The sequence below is a fragment of the Actinomadura kijaniata NBRC 14229 genome (assembly GCF_001552175.1).
GTDB classification, from domain to species: domain Bacteria; phylum Actinomycetota; class Actinomycetes; order Streptosporangiales; family Streptosporangiaceae; genus Spirillospora; species Spirillospora kijaniata.
The window spans coordinates 1-14975 of sequence record NZ_BCQR01000232.1 but is presented as its reverse complement, the minus strand read 5'-3'; the positions used below and the strand labels follow the sequence as shown (position 1 = coordinate 14975).

At 74.7% G+C, this 14975-nt stretch carries 11 protein-coding genes; 6 read left to right on the top strand and 5 right to left on the bottom strand.

The genetic code is table 11. From position 1 onward, the window contains the following. Together recQ and AKI01S_RS45040 are read right to left on the bottom strand one after the other, a co-directional pair. Positions 1-2040: DNA helicase RecQ (gene recQ / locus AKI01S_RS45045; protein ID WP_218010060.1), on the bottom strand; the 2040-nt coding region annotated here is incomplete at its 3' end. A gap of 38 nt (positions 2041-2078) precedes the next feature. After that, complete coding sequence (locus AKI01S_RS45040; protein WP_067832375.1) at positions 2079-2762, bottom strand: HAD family hydrolase; 684 nt, start codon at positions 2760-2762, stop codon at positions 2079-2081. A 196-nt stretch (positions 2763-2958) separates the two neighbouring features. Between AKI01S_RS45040 and AKI01S_RS45035 the strand changes: the two genes are divergently transcribed. From AKI01S_RS45035 to AKI01S_RS45025, 3 genes are all read left to right on the top strand, one after another. Beyond that, complete coding sequence (locus AKI01S_RS45035) at positions 2959-3450, top strand: hypothetical protein (protein ID WP_067832374.1); 492 nt, start codon at positions 2959-2961, stop codon at positions 3448-3450. A gap of 103 nt (positions 3451-3553) precedes the next feature. Further along, the gene (locus AKI01S_RS45030; protein WP_067832372.1) at positions 3554-3925 is read left to right on the top strand and encodes a phage holin family protein; all 372 of its coding nucleotides are present in this window, start codon (positions 3554-3556) and stop codon (positions 3923-3925) included. Between the two features lie 112 nt (positions 3926-4037). Then, positions 4038-4526: a hypothetical protein gene (locus AKI01S_RS45025; protein WP_067832370.1), complete on the top strand. Its 489-nt coding sequence runs from the start codon at positions 4038-4040 to the stop codon at positions 4524-4526. Here AKI01S_RS45025 and AKI01S_RS45020 read toward each other — a convergent pair. The 3 genes from AKI01S_RS45020 to AKI01S_RS45010 form a co-directional block, all read right to left on the bottom strand. Continuing rightward, on the bottom strand, positions 4513-7980 hold the full coding sequence (locus tag AKI01S_RS45020; RefSeq protein ID WP_067832368.1) for a coiled-coil domain-containing protein: 3468 nt from the start codon (positions 7978-7980) through the stop codon (positions 4513-4515). The two genes, AKI01S_RS45025 and AKI01S_RS45020, sit on opposite strands and share 14 nt — an antisense overlap. A 118-nt stretch (positions 7981-8098) precedes the next feature. Beyond that, complete coding sequence (locus tag AKI01S_RS45015) at positions 8099-9115, bottom strand: hemolysin family protein (RefSeq protein WP_067832365.1); 1017 nt, start codon at positions 9113-9115, stop codon at positions 8099-8101. Continuing rightward, positions 9103-10467, bottom strand: a complete 1365-nt coding sequence (locus AKI01S_RS45010) for a hemolysin family protein (RefSeq protein ID WP_067832363.1) — start codon at positions 10465-10467, stop codon at positions 9103-9105. The genes AKI01S_RS45015 and AKI01S_RS45010 overlap by 13 nt, the downstream gene beginning before the upstream one ends. A 393-nt stretch (positions 10468-10860) precedes the next feature. Here AKI01S_RS45010 and AKI01S_RS45005 point away from each other — a divergent pair, with 393 nt between their 5' ends. From AKI01S_RS45005 to AKI01S_RS44995, 3 genes are all read left to right on the top strand, one after another. Continuing rightward, the gene (locus tag AKI01S_RS45005; RefSeq protein WP_245682053.1) at positions 10861-12105 is read left to right on the top strand and encodes a hypothetical protein; all 1245 of its coding nucleotides are present in this window, start codon (positions 10861-10863) and stop codon (positions 12103-12105) included. Further along, complete coding sequence (locus tag AKI01S_RS45000) at positions 12102-14528, top strand: serine/threonine-protein kinase (protein WP_084000871.1); 2427 nt, start codon at positions 12102-12104, stop codon at positions 14526-14528. Before AKI01S_RS45005 ends, AKI01S_RS45000 begins: the two co-directional genes overlap by 4 nt. Before the next feature lie 2 nt (positions 14529-14530). Then, the coding region (locus AKI01S_RS44995) for a double zinc ribbon domain-containing protein (RefSeq protein ID WP_174567473.1) at positions 14531-14975 on the top strand (445 nt) is incomplete at its 3' end.

The following is a 14975-nucleotide window of genomic DNA, read 5'->3' as shown; positions in this document are numbered from 1 at the left end:
GGCGTAGGGGTCGTCGTAGAAGTCGGGCTCCGGAGGAAGCGGGAGGTCGTCGTCCGCGCCCGGGCGGGCGGCGGGAATGGACGGGGCCTGCGCGAGCTCCTCCTTGGTCGGGGAATCGGAGGGCTGCGGGGACGCTGGGGCGGCAAGAGGCTGCTGGACGGGCGCGTCCGGCGGTGCGGCGCCCGTGGGTGCGGCTCCGGTGAACTCCGCCAGCGTCTCAAGGACCTGCTCGCCGTACTTCGTCAGCTTGCTCTCGCCGATCCCGCTGATGCCCCCCAGCTCCGGCAGCGTCGTCGGGCGGGCCGTGGCGATCTCGCGGAGGGTGGCGTCGTGGAAGATGACGTAGGCGGGGACGCCCTGCTCCTTCGCCGTCGCGGCGCGCCAGGCGCGCAGCCGCTCGAAGACGGGCGCGGCCTCGGCGGGCATGTCGACGGGGGCCTTGCGCTCCTTGGCGGCCTTGGCCTCCCGGGCGACCTTCGCGCGCTCGGGCTCGCGGCGCATGAGGACCTGGCGCTCGCCGCGCAGGACCGTCGCGCTGGCCTCGGTGAGGACCAGGGCGCCGTAGTTGCTCTCCACGGCGACCAGGCCCTGGGCCAGCATCTGCCGGACGACGCCGCGCCACTCGGCCTCGCTGAGGTCCGCGCCGAGGCCGAACGGCTTCAGCTCGTCGTGGTCGAACTGGATGACCTTGGCGGTCTTCTTGCCGCGCAGGATGTCGATGATGTGGCCCGCGCCGAACTTCTGGCGGCGTTCGCGGTCCAGGCGGACGACCGTGGACAGCACCTTCTGCGCGGGGATCGTGGCTTCCCAGGTCTCGGGGGGCGTCAGGCAGGTGTCGCAGTTGCCGCAGGGCTTGGACTCCTCGCCGAAGTAGTCCAGCAGGCGGACGCGGCGGCAGTCGACCGTCTCGCAGAGGGCGAGCATCGCGTCCAGGTGCATCGACAGGCGGCGGCGGTGGTCGGCGTCGCCCTCCGACGCGTCGATCATCTTGCGCTGGCTGACGACGTCGTTGAGGCCGTAGGCGAGCCAGGCGGTCGAGGGCAGGCCGTCGCGGCCCGCGCGGCCCGTCTCCTGGTAGTAGCCCTCGACCGACTTGGGCAGGTCGAGGTGGGCGACGAAGCGGACGTCGGGCTTGTCGATGCCCATCCCGAACGCGATCGTCGCGACCATCACCAGGCCGTCCTCGCGCAGGAAGCGGGACTGGTTGGCGGCGCGGACCGGGGCGTCCAGGCCCGCGTGGTAGGGCAGCGCCTCGATGCCGTTCGAGGTCAGGAACTCCGCGATCTTCTCCACGGAGTTGCGGGACAGGCAGTACACGATGCCCGCGTCGCCCTCGTGCTCGGTGCGCAGGAACTGGAGGAGCTGCCGCTTGGCGTCGGTCTTCGGCTCGATGCGGTACTGGATGTTCGGGCGGTCGAACGACGCCACGAAGTGCCGCGCGTCGGTCAGCCCGAGACGGGTGGCGATCTCCTCGCGGGTGGTCGGGGTCGCGGTCGCCGTCAGCGCGACGCGCGGCACGGCCGGCCAGTGGTCCTTGAGGTGGGACAGCAGCAGGTAGTCGGGGCGGAAGTCGTGGCCCCACTGGGAGACGCAGTGCGCCTCGTCGATCGCGAACAGGGAGATCGTCCCGCGGCGCAGGAGCTCGACGGTGGCGGCGAGGTTGAGGCGCTCGGGGGCGAGGTAGAGAAGGTCGAGCTCGCCCGCGACGAACTGGGCCTCGACGACGCGGCGCTCGTCGAAGTCCTGGGTGGAGTTCAGGAAGCCGGCGCGCACGCCGAGCGCCTGGAGGGCGTCCACCTGGTCCTGCATCAGCGCGATCAGCGGGGAGATCACCACGCCGGTGCCCTTCCGGACCAGCGCGGGGATCTGGTAGCACAGGGACTTCCCGCCGCCGGTCGGCATCAGCACCAGGGCGTCGCCGCCGCCGACGACGTGGTCGACGATCGCGGCCTGTTCGCCCCGGAAGGCGTCGTAGCCGAAGACGCGCTGGAGCGCCTCAAGAGCCTCGGACACCTCGGGAGCACGCGTTGGGGAAGTCACCGGGCCATAGTACGAACCGGCGGTGACGTTCCGCGCGATTAGTCCGCAGGCTGTGGACGACTCCTCGCCACGATCCCGCGGAGCAGCTCCGGCGTGATCTCGTCGAGGTCCCCGGCGACGTGCGCGGCCAGGCCCAGGGCGTCCTCGGCGGGCGGGTAGCGGGGGTGCGGAACGGCGATCACGGTCATGCCCGCGTTGTGGGCGGAGCGGAGGCCGTTGCTGGAGTCCTCGACCGCCACGCACCCGGTGGCGGGGACGCCCAGGCGTTCGGCGGCGGCGAGGTAGCCGTCGGGGGCGGGCTTGCCGCGCTCCACCTCCTCGGTGGAGACCGTCGCGGCGAACCGGTCCGCCACGCCCATCGCCGCGAGCACCGTGTCGATCAGCGCGCGCGGGGAGGAGCTGGCCAGGCCGAGGACGGCGTCGCCGGAGAGGCGCTCGACCGCCGCGACCGCGCCCGGCATGAGCGGCAGATGGTCGGCGTACCGGGCCTTCATGCGCTCGACCACGTCGGCGGCGACCCGCTCCGGGGCCAGCCCGCCGATCAGGTCCTCGCCCAGGTAGGCGGACCACTCGGCGGTGCTCATGCCCATCAGCCGCTCCTGGGTGTCCGGACGCCACTCGCCGCCCTTCTCGGCGACGTAGGCGCGCCGGACCTCCTCCCAGACCGGCTCGGTGTCGATCAGCACGCCGTCCATGTCGAACACCACGGCCCGCACGGTCATGCTCACTCCCGGTGGGTCCAGGCCGCCGCGGCGGCCCGCCGGCCTCTCCGGCAACGATCATCATGCCTGCTCGCTCTCCCCGGCAAACCCGCCGCCAACTGCGAATACCGGGATGAACCAGCATGATCCACAGAAGTTCTGGCATGGTGGTGGCCCCCGCCACCGTCTCCGGGAGCCACGGAGAGGAGAACCGCACATGCTGTTGTTCGTCGGTCTGGTCCTGGCCGTCGCGGCCGTCGCCGCGGCGGTCGGCGTGGTGATGGCCAACTCCGCGCCCACCACCCTCACGGTCTTCGGCGAGGCCGTGCCCGGCGTCGCCCACCAGTGGCAGGTCTTCCTGGCCGGTGGCGCCGTCGCGACCGTCTTCATCGTCGGCATGATGGTCACCTTCATCGGCGCGGGCCGCACCATCCGCGCCCGCCGCGACCTGAAGGAGATGCGGGCCAAGCACGAGAAGTCGCTCACCACGCTGGAGATGGAGAAGCGCCAGCTCCAGCAGGAACTGGCCCGCGTCCGGCGCAGCCAGGCGGCCGCCCCCGCGCCCGTTCCCGCGCCCACGCCCGGCCGCTCCGCTCCCGCTCCCGGCCGTCCGGTCGCCTCCCGGCCCGCCCCGAACGCCCCGGCCCGCGCCGCCACGCCGCGTTCCCAGGTGAAGGCCGCATCCCCGTTCTTCGACCGCGCCGACTGAGCCTCCGGCGCGACCCGGGCAGTCCTTCCGGAGGATGACGGGCCCGGCGATATCGCATCGCAGAGGGATGACCACGACCGCCGGACCGGCGCATGATCGTGGTGTGTGGATTCTTCTCAAGGTAGCCGCCACCGCCGCCGCCCTGTGGGTGGCGACCGTCCTCGTCTCCGGACTGTCCGTGGGCGGCGACACCACGGGTGAACGGGTGCTCACCCTGGTCGCCGTCGCGGTCATCTTCGGGCTGGTCAACGGCCTGATCAAACCGATCGTCAAGTCGCTCGGCTGCGCGTTCTACGTGCTGACCCTCGGCCTGATCGGCCTGGTCGTCAACGCGCTGCTGCTCATGCTGACCGGCTACCTGGCCGACCGGCTGAACCTGGCGTTCGAGGTCGCCGGGTTCTGGTCGGCGTTCTGGGGCGCGATCGTCGTCGCCATCGTCGGCTGGCTGCTCGACCTCCTCATCAAGGACGACTAGACCGCTCTCACCAGGACGTTTCGACCTCCGGCGAAACGATCCGCGCCTAGCGTGAACGCCCCGCCGAACCCGACCTCGGCGGGGCGTTCGCCTGTCCGGAGGGAGCCTGAACATGAGTGACGAGACGCCGCGCGTCGACGACCGTCCCCCCGCCTCGGTCGTGACCGGGATGGTGGACCACGTGCTGGAACTGGCCGCGACCTGGACCGCCTGGGACGGGCGGCCGATCCCCGCCGACGGGCGCCTCCACACGCCGCACAAGGCGGTCCGGCGCGTCGCGGACCACCTGATCGACCATCTGGCGGAGATCGAGGACCGGATCGCGGGGCGGGCGACCGTCCCCGACCGGTGGCACGCCTCGGCGATCACGACGGCGGCCGACCTCGCCCCGTTCACCCCCGAGGACCTGGACGAGGCGCGCAGCCGGCTCGTCCGGCTCGCGCGGATCTGGGCCGACCGGCTGAACGCCCTGGACGCCGGGCGGCTGGACGGCTCGCCCGGCGACGGGTGGACGTTCCGGCAGATCGCCTTCCACGTGGCGGAGTCCACCTACTACGCCGACGCCGTCGGAGACCTCTCGGCGGGCGTCAGTCCCGGCTGAGCAGGGCGGCGAACGCGCCGCGGGTCAGGCGTTCGCACTCCTCCTCCGACAGGGCCCCGGCGTACTCGGCGTAGACGGGCGGGCGCTCGCCGGGATCGCCGACCAGGGTCCAGCGATGGGCCCGGGTCGCGCCGATCAGGAACTCCGCCTCCGTCAGCGGCCCCACCGCGATCAGCACGTCGAACGTCGCCTCCGGCTCCGGCAGCGCCGCGCCGACGCCGAGCGGGGTGCCGCCGACCAGGTCGGCCGTCGCGAGCAGGGTGTCGGCGGCGGGGCCGGGCGCGGGGTGGTCGGCGGTGCCCAGCAGCGCGGTGAGGCGGTCGACGCGGGCCATGGCGCGTTCCCGGTGCCCGGCGAGGACCTCCGGGTCGGACATGACGTCGTCGCCGAAGATCTCGGTGATCTGGGCGCGGGAACGCGCTTCGGCCTCGACGAGGGCCGCCAGCTCGGTCTCGTCGGTGCCGTGCTGCTGATCGGCGGCGGCGCGGCGCTCCTCCAGGGTCTTCTGGATCTCGGCGAGGTAGTCGGCGGCGGCCTGCGCGTTGGCGCGAGCCTGCTCGGCGGTCGCGCGGGCGGCGTCGTGCTCGGCGCGGAGGGCGCCGAGACGGTCCTCCAGCGCGCGCACGTTCTGCGCGGCGAACCGGGCCGCCGCGCTCGCCTGCGTCGCGCGGTCCACGGCCTCGGCCGCGAGCCGGGCCTGCTCGCGGTAGTGGGCGGTGGCCTCCTCGCGTTCGAGGGACAGGCGTTCCAGCTCGGCGGCGAGCCGCCGCTGCGCCTCCCGGGCCGCCTCCAGCCCGGCCCCGCCCTCGGTGATGAACCGCTCCAGCCCGGCGCGCCGGGTCCGCGCCTGCTCGGCGGCGTCCTTGACCTGCCGCGCCCGCTGCGCCGCCTCGTCGGCCTCCCGCGTCCGCGCCCGCACCTCGGCCCGCAGCCGCTTGAGATCCGGCGGCGGCGCGGCGACGTGCAGCCGCTGCGCCACCGACATCCTCTGCCGCACCGCGCCCAGCGCCGACTCCGCCGACACGAGGCGGTAGTAGCTGGCGTGGCCCTCGGCGACGGCGTCGGCGTCCGCGGCGGTGAGGCGCTCGGCCTCCGCGACGGCCTGGGGGAGCTCCGCGCGGGCCTTCTCCAGCTGGCCGGTCAGCATCCCCTCCTGCTGGCGCGCGGCCTCCAGCTCGGCCTGGGCCCGGCCGGTGCGTTCGACGAGCGCGGTGCACCGGACGTGGGCGGCGTCGGCGGTGCGGGTGAACTCCCCGGCCTCGGCGGCCGCGGCGTCGGAGGCCTTCTGCAGGCGCGCGGCCTCCGCCCGGGGCTCGGCGATCTCCGCGACGGCGGCCTCGACCCCGGCGGCGAGACGGTCCGCCTCGTGCCCGGCCTCGGTGACGGTCCGCTCGGCGTCCGCCAGCGCGGTGCGGGCGTCCTCGACGCGTTCGGCGAGGGAGACGATCTCGGACTCGGCGACGGCGCGCGCCTGTTCCTGCCGCCCGCGCAGCGCCTCCAGCGCGGCGACGTCCCGGGGCCACTGCTCAAGCTGGACGAGCCCGCGCTGGAGCAGCTTGCTCTCGTTCTGCCACACCTGCCGCCAGGTGTCCCCGACGGCCCGCACGACGGCCCCGCGCGTGCGCGTTTCCGGGGCGGGGGCGAGGGTCACCGCGTTCGCGGGGCCTTCCGGCCCGACGGCGGCGGTCCGGTCGCCGGGCTGAACGTCCGCAGGCACGGCGTCGCCGGGTGCCGTCTCCTCGACGGCGGACGGAACGGTCTCGGCGGCGGGCGTCTCCAGCGGAAGGGTGGTGCCCGAGGCGGCGGAGGGCTCCGCTTCGCCGGCTGCCGGAACGGGATCGGTCACCGCACCGGCGTGGACGTCCGGGGTCTCGCCGGTCGTGGGGGGCCGCTCGTCCAGGGGGTCCACCGGCAGCGTGTCGGTCGCGGGACTGGCGGCTTCGACCGCCGACGCGGCGGGCTCCGCTTCGTCGCTGTGGACGCCTGGGGCCGCGGTCTGCGCGGCTGCGGCGACCGGCGGGTCCACCGGCAGTGTGCTGGCCGCAGGGCTGACAGGCTCGGCCGAGGTGTCGGTGTGGACGTTCGGGGCCTTGTCCGGCAGGGGGGCGGCCGAAGGAATGGCGGGCTCGATCGCCGATGCCTCGGGGACGGGGGCGGCTTCCGTGTCCGGCGGCAGGGCGATGCCTTGTGGTTCGGTGATGTGCGGGACGTCGCCGGGCACGGCGTGGACGTCGGAGGTTCCGTCGTCCATGGGGGCCTGCTCGGCCGCCGCGTCCGGCGGCAGGGTCGTGCCTGCGGCTGAGGAGGGGCCCGCCTCCTCGGCGGGAGCCTGGTCGTCCAGGGGCGGGGCGTCGTGCGGCGGGAGGTCTGCCTCCGCCGGGATGGGGTGGGCGCCCGCGGGCAGGGTGCTCTCGGTGGTGACCGGCGTTTCCAGCGGCAGGGTGGTGCCTGAGGCGGCGGAGGGCTCCGCTTCGCCGGTCGCGGGGCCGCCGGGGGTCTCGGTCTGCTCGGTGGCGGCGACTGCCGGGGCCACCGGCAGTGTGCCGGTCGCGGGGCCGGCAGGTTCGGCCTCCGGCGCCTCGGGGACGGCGGTGGCTTCTGCGTCCAGCGGCAGGGTGGTGCCCGTAGCAGGCGAGGGCTCTGCCTCCTCGACGATGGGTGGAACGCCGTCGGGAGCCGTGCCCGCGGCTTCCGATGGCAGCGGGATGCCTGAGGCGGCGGAGGGCTCCGCTTCGGCTGCGGCGACCGCCGAGTCCACCGGCAGTGTGCTGGTCGCGGGGCTGACGGACTCGGGCGGTGTCGCCTCGCCGGCGGCGGGAACGGCGGCGGGCTCCACGTCCAGCGGCATGGTGACGTCCGCGGGGGCGGAGGGCTCCGTCTCGACGGTGGCGGCCCGCTCGGCGGCGGCGGCCGCGAAGTCCACCGGGATCGCGTCGGGTGGGGTGGCCGGGCCGGACTGTTCGTCCGTGTCCAGGGTGTTCTCGGGGGCGGTCTGCGGGGCCAGCGGTGTGGCGTTCTCGGGGAACGCCAGGGCGCGGAACTCCACCGTCCCGTTGGACCCGTGCTCCCCTCGGCCCTTCGGCGTGGGGGCCGGGGGGCGTTCGGGCAGCGCCTCCGGGAGCACGGCCAGGGCGAAGGACGTCTCCGCGGCCGACTCCACCAGTTGCGCCGCCTGGGACGGGGTGGGGGCCAGCAGCAGGACGCGCCTGCCCTCGGACAGGTGGGTCTCGACGAGGGCGCGCGCCTGGGCGACCGGGTCCGCGGACTCGACCAGCTCCAGGGGAACGTCGTCCCGCGCCCCGGTCAGCAGCGCCGACAGCCGCGGGTCGCTGCGGGCCGCCGCCAGCGCCGCCAGATGGGGGGACCAGCCGACGGGGGCCAGGTCCCGGTCGCGCAGCTGGGCCTCCAGACGCGTGTAGAGATCGTTCAGTGGGTCCTGTTCGAGGTTCGACACCGCGCGATTCCATTCCCGACGAGTGGTTCGGGGGGTGGTTTCTCCGGTTCCGCCCCGATCTAACGTCTCACAGGTGCGGCGGGTGCCCCGTGACGGGACACCCGCCGGTTGATCATGGCTAGTGCGGGTTCGTGGCCAGCAGTTCCGCGAGCAGGTCGTCCAGCGTGACGATTCCCGCGAAACCGCCGCCCTCACCCGTCACCACCGCCAGCTGCGAACGGCTCCGCCGCAGTCGCGTGACCGCGTCCAGCACCGTCGTGGACGGCGTCAGGCGCGGCGCCGGGTGGGCCAGCTCGGCGGCGGGCCGGGTGCCGGAGTCCGAGGTGATCGCGGCGCGGACGTGCACGATGCCCGCTGGCACGCCGGACCCGTCCAGCACCACCAGGCGGTTGTGGCCGCTGGAGGTCGCCACACGGCGGATCTCCGCGGCCGTCGCGTCGGCCGGGACCGTCGTGACCTCGACGGTCGGCACCACCAGGGGTCCGACGGTGGCCTCGCGCGCCGCGATCGAACGCCGCAGCAGCTCGTGGTCGTGCCGGCCGATCAGGCCGAGGCGGCGCGACTCGCCCAGCAGATGGCTGAGCCGGGCCGGGTCGGTGGCCTCGTCCAGCTCGTCGCGGGGCGTGACGCGGATCAGGCGCAGCAGGCCGTTGGTGACCGCGTTGAGGGCGGACAGGACCGGACGGGAGATCTTCGCGAACGCCCGGAACGGCAGCGCCAGGATCAGCGCCGACCGCTCGGGGTGCGCGATGGCCCAGGACTTGGGCGCCATCTCGCCGACCACCATGTGCAGGAACGTGATCACGGCCAGCGCCGTGACCAGCGCGATCGCCTTGGCGCCGGTCTCCGGGACGCCGAGGGCGTGCAGCGGCGGCTCCAGGAAGTGCTCGAACGCGGGCTCGGTCACGATCGCCAGCCCCAGCGAGCACATCGTGATCCCGAACTGCGCGCCCGCCAGCATCAGCGACAGCTCGCGCTTCCCGGCGACGGCGGCGACGGCGGGGCGGCTGCCCCGCGCGGCGGCGCGTTCCAGCTGGCTCCGGCCGGCGGCGACCAGCGCGAACTCGGCGGCCACGAAGAACCCGTTGCCGACCAGCAGGAGCGCGGTGATCAGCAGCGAGGTCAGCGGGTCCACGCGGCCTCCCTCACCGGGTCGTCCGCCGGGGCGTCCTCGTCGGGGGCGTCCGGGGCCGCGCGCAGCAGCACCTGCCCGGGGACGCGGCGCACCACCGTCAGCACCTCGATCTCCACCCGGCCGTCGTCGGTCTCGACCGCGACGCGGTCCGCCGGGCTCGGCAGCCGCCGCAGCTCCGCCATGACCAGGCCGCCGAGGGTGTCGTAGGCCTCGCCCTCCGGGAGCTCCAGCCCGGTCATGCGGCCGATCTCGTCGATCCGCATGCCCGCGTCGACCAGCCACGACCCGTCGGGCGCGGCGGTCGGGGCGGCCTCCCGGACGTCGGTCTCGTCGGCGATCTCCCCGACCAGCTCCTCGGCGATGTCCTCGAACGTCAGGATGCCCGCGAGCCCGCCGTACTCGTCCACCACGCAGGCGAACTCCTCGCCGGTCTCGCGCATCTGCTCCATCACGCCGTACAGCGGCTGGCTGTCCGGCACCAGCAGCGCGGGCCGGATGATCGCCCGCAGCGGCGTGCCCGGCGCGAGCCCGTCGTCGGCGACCTCCCGGACGCCCACGACGCCGATCACGTCGTCGACCTCGGTGTCGTACACCGGGTAGGAGGTGTGGCCGCTCTCCTTGATCAACGCGACCAGGTCCGCCGCCGTGGCGCCCCCGGACAGGGCCCTGACCTGGGGACGCGGCACCATGACCTCGCCCGCGGTCAGGTCGCCGAACGACAGCGCCCGGTCCAGCAGCCCCGACAGGTCGGCGGGCAGGTGCCCGCCGTCGCGGGACCGGTCGATGATCTCGCCGAGCTCCTCCAGCGTCGCGCCGCTGTTCAGCTCCTCGACCGGTTCGATGCCGACGGCGCGCAGCAGCCGGTTCGAGGCGCGGTCGAAGAAGCGGATCAGCGGCCCGAACACCGTGAGGTAGACGAGCGTGGACGCGGCCAGCGCACGGGCCAGCGTCTCGGCCTTGGCGAGGGCCAGGTTCTTGGGGAACAGCTCGCCCAGCAGCATCTGGATCAGCGTGGCGAGCACGAAGCCGGTGACCAGGGCGATCGCGCCGGTCGCGCCGGCGGGGACGCCGGTCACCCGCAGCAGCGGCTCGATCAGCTCGGCCAGCGCGGGCTTGGCGATGAAACCGACCACCAGCGTGGTCATCGTGATGCCGAGCTGCGCGCCCGACAGCATGAACGACAGCCGACCGATCACCTTGAGGGCGCGTCGCGCGGCGACGTCCCCCCTGTCGGCAGCCTGGGTGAGGCGCGCCCGGTCGGCGGCCACGAAAGCGAACTCCTGCGCGACGAAGTACCCGGTCGCGGCGGTGAGCAGCAGCACGGCGAGGACGCCGAGGACCGCGGTCACCATGTCGCACCGGGTCTATGACTGGGGTCCGACACTGCGGACTCTCAACTCCTCTCAAGAGACGGTCGTCGTCTGTGAAACGTCACTTCACACCAGGACGTTCCCCTCGCACAAGCGCACATGACGTGATGCGCGCCTCATTCCCCATGGTCACCGGTGGCCGATGGCGGCCAGCGGTTCGCACGTGGGAGAAGGCGGGTCCGACGTGGCTCCCGGCGGTTCAGCGCGCGGATGGCGTACCGCCGTGTACAGGAACCGTCTTGTCTCGAAAAGTGTCACCGATCACACTGAGTAGAGGGCGCGCCACCGACTCTGAAGGCGGAGACCACGACGACGGGGGGCACGGCGCCGACGAGCGGACGACGGGCGGACAACGGCATCGAACGCGGGGTTGATGTGGACGAGAGCGGGGCCGGAGCCGCCGCGCCCATGAGCCGGGAGGGCATCGACCACGCCCTCGCGGGGCTGCGCGACGAGCGGGATCGCATCTCCGCCTCCCTTCTGGAACTGGAGCGGCACGACGGGCGGCGGCTGCTCGACGGCGCCGACCTGACCGGCGAGACGTGGCGGCGCTGGGACGAGGCCAGGGCCCGCATCGCGCTGCTGTGGAAGCTGTTCGACGCCTACGGCCGGGTGCTGGAGGCCGCCGACGCGCTGCGCGCCGCCCACCCCCGCCCCGACACGGCCGTGCTCGACGAGCTGGGCGCCCTGCTCACCGGACCGTCCGTGGAGGTCCCCGGCGGGGAGATCCCGCTGGAGCGCCGCACCCTGCTCGGCCCTCCCCGCGAACGCGTCACGCTCGACGAGGCCGTGCGGATGATGGAGACGGCCTACGAGAGGTCCGCCGAGGTCGTCGCGGCGGCGGACGCGGCGTGGTCGGCGCTGCTGGTGCCGCTGGAGGAGACCGAGGAGGCGTGGCGCGCGGCGGCCCGGCTGGTGCGGGAGCTGCAGGACCTGCGCGATCCGGAGCTGGACCGGCTCGGCCGGGAGCTGACCGCGATCGGCCGCCTCACCCGGACCGATCCGCTGTCGCTGGTCCGGGACGGCCGGGCCGACACCTCCCGGCTCGACCGGCTGCGCGGGGCGCTGAAACGGCGGCACGCCGAGCTGGCCGAGGCGGTGGCGCTGCGCGACGCGTTCGAGGAGCGCGCCGCCCGCCTGGCCGAACGCGTGGCGGCGGTCGCCGAGGCCGAGGAGAGGGCCGCCGCCGCCCGCGACCGGGCCCTGCTGAGGATCGAGGGCGCGGACCCGCCCGAGCCGCCGGACCACGCCGCCGGCCTCCGCGAACGCCTCGGCGAGCTGACGGCGGCGCGCGGCCGGGCCGACTGGACCGCGCTGGCCGGCCGCGTCGCCGACCTCGAACGCGCCGCGGACCAGGCCCTGGAACTCGCCCACCGGACGAGGCGTCTCAGCGAGGAGCCGCTCGGGCGGCGCGACGAGCTGCGCGGCCGGCTGGAGGCGTACCGTGCCAAGGCGGCCCGTCTCGGGCTGGCCGAGGACGACGGGCTCGCCCGCGTGTACGAGACCGCCCGGGACGCGCTGTGGACGGCGCCGTGCGACCTGCGACGCGCCGCCGACGCGGTGACGGACTACCAGCGCGCGATCAGGGCGCGGGCGAGGGAGGCGGGGAGTCGGCGATGACCCGATGCGCACAGACCGGGTGTCCCGGGACCGTCCGGGACGACGGGTTCTGCGACACCTGCGGCATGGCGCCGGCCCGGCCGCCGGAACCCGCCACGGGCTACGTGCCGCCCGCCGGGGCCAGGGGCGGCGGGGACCGGAACGAGGGGGTCCATCCGCCCAGCCCCGTGACCGGGGCGTTCGTCACCGGCGTCGTCGGCGGGGCGGTCAGCATCGCCTCGATGAACACCGGGTCGGCCTGGCAGATCGCGCCGACCTCCCCCGCCCCGTCGCGGGTGTCGCGCTCGCGCGGCCCCGAGCCGTCGCGTCCCACCGTCCCCGCGACGGCGGGCTCCGGCCGTACCGGGGGCACCCGCGGCACCGACTCCACCGGCGCGCACCGGCGCGGGATGCTCGGCGCGGGCCTGGTCGAGGTCCCGCCGGTCCCGGCCCGCGACCCCGAGTCGGCGGTGCTGGAGAACCCCGAGGTCCCCGAGCACCGCCGGTTCTGCTCCAACTGCGACGACGAGGTCGGGCGGGGCCGCGACGGGCGGCCGGGCCGCACCGAGGGGTTCTGCCGGTCGTGCCGCCACCCGTTCTCGTTCACCCCGAAGCTGCACAAGAGCGACCTGATCGGCGGCCAGTACGAGGTGCTGGGCTGCCTGGCGCACGGCGGCCTCGGCTGGATCTACCTGGCCAGGGACCGCAACGTCTCCGACCGCTGGGTGGTGCTCAAGGGCCTGCTGGACACCGGCGCGACCGACTCGATGGCCGCGGCGGCGGCCGAACGCGCCTTCCTCGCCGAGGTCGAGCACCCCAACATCGTCAAGATCTACAACTTCGTGCGGCACGAGGGCTCCGGCTACATCGTCATGGAGTACGTCGGCGGCGAGTCGCTGAAGGACATCCTGCTGCGGCACCGCAAGGAGAACGGCGAGGACGCCGCGCTGCCGCTCGGCCAGGTGATCGCCTACGGGCTGGAGGTGCTGCGCGCCCTCGGCTACCTGCACAACATGGGCCTGCTGTACTGCGACTTCAAGCCCGACAACGCCATCCAGTCCGAGGAGCAGCTCAAGCTGATCGACCTCGGCGGGGTGCGGCGCGCGTTCGACACCGACAGCCCGATCTTCGGCACGCCCGGCTACCAGGCCCCCGAGATCGCCGACCACGGCCCGTCGGTGAGCTCGGACCTGTACACGGTCGGCCGGACCCTGGCGGTGCTGAGCTTCCCGTTCAAGGGCTACACCACCCGCCACCTGCGGAGCCTGCCGCCGCGCAAGGACGTTCCGCTGCTGATGCGGCACGAGTCGTACTACCGGCTGCTGCGCCGCGCCTGCCACCCCGACCCGGCGCGGCGGTTCCAGAGCGCCGCCGAGATGGGCGCGCAGCTCACCGGGGTGCTGCGCGAGGTGCTGTCCACCGACGACGGCAAGCCGCGCCCCGGCCCGTCGGCGCTGTTCGGGCCGGAGCAGGCCTCCGCCGGGACCGAGATCATGGACGCGCTCGGCGGCGACGGCGGCACGCCCGTGCTGGCCCCGCTGGAGCCCGCCGAGGCCGCCGCCGCGCTGCCGGTCCCGCTGGTGTACGGGACCGACCCGGCGGCCGCGTTCCTGGCGGGCCTGACCGCCCGCGACCCCGACGACCTGGCCGCCGCGCTGGCCGCCGCGCCGGTCGACTCTCCGGAGGTGCGGTTGGCGCTGATCCGCTCCCACATCGGGCTCGGCGAGCTGGCCGAGGCCGACCGCCTGCTGAACGAGTACGAGGCCGACCACCCCGAGGACTGGCGCATCGACTGGTGGCGCGCGGTGTGGGAGCTGGCGGGCGGCGACGCCGACGCCGCCGTGCGGATCTTCGACGAGCTGTACGAGCTGATGCCGGGGGAGACCGCGCCGAAGCTGGGCCTGGGGTTCTGCTACGAGGGCCGGGGCGACCTGAAGCAGGCCGAGCACTTCTACGAGCTGGTGTGGCGGACCGACCCGACGTTCGTGAGCGCGGCGTTCGGGCTGGCCCGGGCGCGGCTGGCGGCCGACGACCGGCAGGGTGCGATCCGCGAGCTGGACGGGGTGGCGCGGATCTCCACGCACTACGTGTCGGCGCAGCTCGGCGCGGTCGCGGCGGCGGTGCGGGGCCGCCGTCCGGACGAGCTGAGCGCCGAGATCCTCGGCGCCGCCGCGCGCCGCCTGCACACGCTGCGGCTGGACACCGAACGCTACGCCCGGTTCGCCGCCGAGGTGCTGGAGGCGGCCCTGGCCTGGCAGCGCGCCGGCGGCCGGTGGACCGGCAAGACGCCCGGCGACCTGCTGGGCGTCCCTCTCAGGGAGCCCTCGATGCGCCGCAGACTGGAGGAGACCTACCGGCTGCTCGCCCGGCTGGCGAGCGATCCCGGCGAACGCCACACGCTGGTGCTGCGCGCCAACGCGGTCCGCCCGAGAACGTTCTTCTGACCATGGGCGCGCACGCCAAGGACCGGTTCGACGTCGTCGTGTGCGGCGCGTGCGGCGAGCCCCTGGACGCCCGCGACCGTTTCTGCGAGGGCTGCGGGGAGCCGCGTTCGCCCAAGCGGCCGATGCCCGCGTCGCTGGTCGTCCACGAGCCGCGCGACCCGCCGCGGCGCTGCGTGGACTGCGGCGCGACCGGCATCGACGACGGGTTCTGCGAGACGTGCGGGCTGCGGCAGCCCGGCGGCCGCGAACGCGTCGAGATCGAGCTGGCCGCCCCCCTGACCGGCCCGGCCCGGGGCCCGGCGCGCGCCGCCGGGGTCAGCGACGTCGGCCTGCGCCGGGACCGCAACGAGGACGCCGTGGCCATGGCGTCGCTGCCCGGCACGGTGTGCGCGGTCGTCTGCGACGGCGTGGCGTCCGCGCCCGGCTCCGAACGCGCCGCGATCACGG